This is a genomic window from Mycobacterium sp. TH-M103 (assembly GCF_057473785.1).
The window spans coordinates 1-2,820 of sequence record NZ_JBYCLG010000039.1 but is presented as its reverse complement, the minus strand read 5'-3'; the positions used below and the strand labels follow the sequence as shown (position 1 = coordinate 2,820).

Here is a 2,820-nt window from a genome sequence, read left to right as displayed (position 1 = left end):
TGCGCACGGTCAGGTCGAAGCTGGCGTGGCTGCCCAGCGCCGTGAGCATGTGGTCGTAGAACGGGACACCGGTGTCGACGTGGACCTGACCCGTGCCGTCGAGGTCCAGTTCGATGACGATGTCGGACTCGCGGGTGCGACGCTCGATGCGCGCGCGGCGGGTTACGGTCGCGGTCACGGTGCTCCTACGGGGGTGACGGAGGCCAGTTCGGTGGCGGCGAGGTGGGCGCTGGCCCGCAGAAACGCGTCGTTCTCCTCGGCCAGGCCCGTGGTGGCGCGCAGGTAGCCGGGGATGCCGACGTCGCGGATCAGCACGCCGGCGTCCAGGTAGCGTTGCCAGGCGGCCGGTGCGTCGGCGAACTCCCCGAACAACACGAAGTTCGCATCGCTCGGGATGACGCGGAAACCCATGTCGCGCAGCGATTTCGTGACCCGTTCCCGCTCGGCGATCAGCGCGGCGACGCTGCCCAGGGTGTCGTCGGCGTGCCGCAGCGCGGCCCGCGCCGCCGCCTGGGTGACCGAGGAGAGGTGGTAGGGCAAGCGCACCAGCAGCAGCGCGTCGATCAGCGCCGGTGTGGCGACCAGGTAGCCGAGCCTGCCGCCGGCAAAGGCGAACGCCTTGCTCATGGTGCGGGTGACGGCCAGTCGCGTCGGGTACTCCCCGACCAGCGTCACCGAGCTGGGCTGCGCGGAGAATTCGCCGTAGGCCTCGTCGACGATCAGGATGCCCGGCACCACGTCGAGCAGCCTCCGCAGGTCGGGCAGCGAGATGCTCTGTCCCGAAGGGTTGTTGGGGCTGGCGACGAACACCACGTCGGGCTTGTTCTCGACGATGGCGGTGACCGCGGCGTCGACGTCGAGGCTGAAGTCGTCGGCGCGGGCGGCCTCGATCCATTCGGTCTGGGTGCCGTCGGCGATGATCGGGTGCATCGAGTAGGACGGGACGAACCCGATCGCGGAGCGCCCCGGCCCGCCGAAAGCCTGCAGCAGCTGTTGCAGGATCTCGTTGGAACCATTTGCCGCCCAGACATTTTCGACACCCACCCGGGTGCCGGTCTGGGCGCTGAGGTAGTCGGCCAGATCGCGGCGCAGGGCCACCGCGTCGCGGTCGGGGTAGCGGTGCAGTTCCGCCGCCGCCGCACCCACCGAACGCGTCACGTCCTCGACGAGCGCCGCGGTGGGCGGGTGCGGGTTCTCGTTGGTGTTGAGCCGGACCGGGACCTCCAATTGCGGTGCCCCGTAGGGGGATTTGCCCCGCAGGTCCGCACGCAGCGGCAGGTCCTCGAGCGTCGGCCGCTCGGGCGTGTTCATCGTTCGAACCTCCGCCGCACCGCCACGCCGTGGGCGGGCAGGTCCTCGGACTTGGCCAGCGTGATCACGTGCCCGGACACGTCCTTGAGGGCCGCCTCGGTGTAGTCGACGACGTGGATGCCGCGCAGGAAGGTCTGCACCGACAGGCCGCTGGAATGGCGGGCGCTGCCCGCCGTCGGCAGCACGTGGTTGGATCCCGCGCAGTAGTCACCGAGGCTCACCGGCGCGTACGGGCCCACGAAAATGGCACCGGCCGAACGGATCCGGCCGGCCACCCGCGCCGCGTCGGCGGTCTGGATCTCCAGGTGCTCGGCGGCGTAGGCGTTGACGACGTCGACCCCGGCGTCCAGGTCGTCGACCAGGATGATCGCCGACTGAGGCCCGCCGAGTGCGGTGGACACCCGTTGGCGGTGCACGGTGGTCCGCAGTTGGTCGGCCAGTTCGGCGTCGGTGGCATCGGCCAGGTCGGTGCTGGGGGTGACCAGCACGCTGGCGGCCATCTCGTCGTGTTCGGCCTGGCTGATCAGGTCGGCGGCCACGTGCGCCGGGTCGGCGGTGTGGTCGGCGAGGATGGCGATCTCGGTCGGCCCGGCCTCGGCGTCGATGCCCACCTGCGAGCGGCAGAGCCGCTTGGCGGCGGTGACGTAGATGTTGCCGGGCCCGGTGATCATGTCCACCGGCGCCAGTTCTGACCCGTCGGTGTCGGTGCCGCCGTAGGCCAGCAGCGCCACCGCCTGCGCGCCGCCCACGGCCCACACCTCGCCGACGCCCAGCAGCGCGGCCGCAGCCAGGATCGTCGGGTGCGGCAGGCCGTCGAACCCGGCCTGTGAGCGGGCCTGCGGCGGGCTGGCCACCACCAGCGAGGCGACGCCGGCGGCCTGCGCGGGCACCACGTTCATCACCACGCTCGACGGGTACACCGCGTTGCCGCCGGGCACATACAGGCCCACCCGCTCGACCGGGACCCACCGCTCGGTGACCGTCGCGCCCGGCCCCAGCGTGGTGGTCACGTCGGGGCGACGCTGCTCGGCGTGCACCGCGCGGGTGCGCTCGATCATCACCTGCAGCGCGTCGCGCACCTCGGCGTCCAGGCCGGCCAGGGCCGCATCCAGCGCGGTCTTCGGGACCCGCACGGCCGTGGGCCGCACGCGGTCGAACGATGCTCCGTATTCCAGCGCCGCCTGCGCGCCGCGCTCGGCGACGGCCTGCACGATCGGACGCACCGTCGGAAGGACGGTCTCCACGTCGGCGCCGCCGCGCGGCAACGCCGCCCGCAGCCGGGCAGCCGTCAACTCCGCGCCCCGCAGGTCGATGCGGGCGATCACGGGCGTCGGCGTGGCAGTCACAGCGTCCATTGTCCCAGAGCAACTCAAGTCGTTATCCGGCCGGTACAGTGCCGGTGAACACCCGCTTTGGAAAGGGAGCCGCAATGTCCGCAAAGGATCATCCCAACAACGCGCCGGGCGTCCCGATGGTGTTCCCGCCCTGGTTCGAGCGCTTCCAGATCAA

At 71.5% G+C, this 2,820-nt stretch carries 2 protein-coding genes and 2 pseudogenes; 1 reads left to right on the top strand and 3 read right to left on the bottom strand.

Annotated features, from left to right (window positions below):
- The 3 genes and pseudogenes from AC2VOR_RS01735 to hisD all read right to left on the bottom strand — a co-directional run.
- Window positions 1-178: pseudogene (locus tag AC2VOR_RS01735) on the bottom strand (imidazoleglycerol-phosphate dehydratase); the annotation flags it as partial.
- On the bottom strand, window positions 175-1,311 hold the full coding sequence (locus AC2VOR_RS01730) for a histidinol-phosphate transaminase (RefSeq protein ID WP_486963087.1): 1,137 nt from the start codon (window positions 1,309-1,311) through the stop codon (window positions 175-177). The pseudogene AC2VOR_RS01735 and the gene AC2VOR_RS01730, both read right to left, overlap by 4 nt.
- Window positions 1,308-2,636, bottom strand: a complete 1,329-nt coding sequence (hisD, locus tag AC2VOR_RS01725; protein ID WP_369741624.1) for a histidinol dehydrogenase — start codon at window positions 2,634-2,636, stop codon at window positions 1,308-1,310. Before hisD ends, AC2VOR_RS01730 begins: the two co-directional genes overlap by 4 nt.
- Window positions 2,637-2,740: 104 nt before the next feature.
- Between hisD and AC2VOR_RS01720 the strand changes: the two are divergent.
- A pseudogene (locus AC2VOR_RS01720) lies at window positions 2,741-2,820 on the top strand (nitroreductase family deazaflavin-dependent oxidoreductase); the annotation flags it as partial.